2 protein-coding genes are annotated in these 1,477 nt (G+C 69.3%); one reads left to right on the top strand and one right to left on the bottom strand.

Going from position 1 to position 1,477, the window contains the following annotated elements; all coding sequences use genetic code 11:
* Positions 1-554 precede the first annotated feature (554 nt).
* Entirely contained in the window at positions 555-806 is a 252-nt protein-coding gene (locus PARHAE_RS20870; RefSeq protein WP_126156407.1) for a helix-turn-helix domain-containing protein, read from the bottom strand.
* Between the two features lie 311 nt (positions 807-1,117).
* Between PARHAE_RS20870 and PARHAE_RS20865 the strand changes: the two genes are divergently transcribed.
* A partial coding sequence (locus PARHAE_RS20865; RefSeq protein WP_164555352.1) for a hypothetical protein occupies positions 1,118-1,477 on the top strand: 360 nt, incomplete at its 3' end.

Genomic DNA, 1,477 nt, shown 5'->3' with positions numbered 1-1,477 from the left:
TTGCCCCCTTCCAGAAGACCTTTGTCCAGGGAGCGCTGCCAAAACAGAAAGCCACCGAAAGCCGACCAAGTCCGAACGTCTTTCCGGGGAGATGAGCATAAAACGCGGTGGGGATGCGCGACGCCGCGTTTCGGGACAAGGCCGGCGGGCATCGCGGGGGCCTCGGGGCGGGAGCGGGATCCAATCGTCGCCAAGGCTGCTTCGAGAGAGATCTGGCCAACAGCGCCGAGGCCTCTCCGGACCGGCGACCCTCTCTGGCCATGCACCTCCCTGCCCCCGCCTCCGTCGAAGGGGTCGCCAAGTCTGGCGCGCGCGGACTGGGCGGCATCACCCGGCTTCTCGAGGCATCGTCAGCCACAGGTGGCGGTCAGTTTCCCGGCCTCCCCCTGCTCGCCTTCCAGGATCAGCGCGCCGCACCGGCGCCGGACGATCCGCCCCCCGTCTCCCCTGAAGGTTGCCGATCCTGGGGCGAGGACATGCCGCGCCCATCGTCAGCACGGCAGGCCCTTCCAAGGACGGTCGGATCGTTCCTATCCATCGCCAGCGGCCCCCGGTCAGGCGGCGGGACCGTCGCGCTCCGCCTCCGCCTCGCGGATCAGCTCCGACAGCGGCGTTTCCAGCCGGGTGGCCAGCCTGGCCATGGTCAGCAGGCTGGGGCGGTGCTTGCCGGCCTCGAGCAGCGAGACATAGCGCGGGCTGAGCCCGGCGCTGTGGGCAAGCTCCTCCTGGGCCATCCCCCGGGCGGTCCGGTGGCGGCGCAGCACCCGGGCAAAGGCCGTGACGAGGGAAGCGGCAGGATCGTCCATGGCGAGGATAGACCCGAGAAGGCCCCCGCCGATCCATGAAGTATTTTGTGGATCTGGCAGTATTTTGTGGATAGAGATCAGGGAGATTTCCGGTGACGCCCCTTTCGAGGACCGCATGGTCGAGCAGCATCTGCCCAAAGTCCCTGGCCAGGCATCCCCGCCCGGCCGCCTGCCCCCGCGCGCGCGACGGTCCATGACCCCGCCAGGCGCCTGACGCCCGCGCCGTCGCGGCGCGTCTCCTTTCTCTCCCCATCCTCCTGTCGCCCGCCCCGGCGGCCTGAGCCCGCATGTCTTTCCGAAGGATACTTCCCATGACCCGTCCTTTCCCTGCCCTGCTCGGCTCCGTCGCCACCCTGTGCCTTGTCTCGCCCGCGCTTGCCGCAGAGGCCCGTTACTACACCTCGCAGTCCGTCACCTGCGACAACCGCAGCCATGTCCTGGAGCTGCGCGTCGCGCCGGAGGACGAACCGAATATCAGGTTGTTCTGGCGTGGCACGGACAACCGCATCTCGGGGCGGGACTGGCACCTGCCGGCGGAGTTCCTCGCCGGCACCCCGGTAGTCCTGGATAAGGCCGCCACCTATCCCAAGGCCAGGCTGGAGGGCCTGGAGGGCGACGCGCCCACGCTGCGGCCCATGGGCTTCGACGGCGCCCCCCTGCCCGATTGCGAG

This window comes from Paracoccus haematequi, assembly GCF_900631945.1.
In the GTDB taxonomy this organism is placed as follows: Bacteria; Pseudomonadota; Alphaproteobacteria; order Rhodobacterales; family Rhodobacteraceae; genus Paracoccus; species Paracoccus haematequi_A.
The sequence above is the reverse complement of the archived record's forward strand: the minus strand, read 5'-3'. Positions and strand labels throughout refer to the sequence as shown.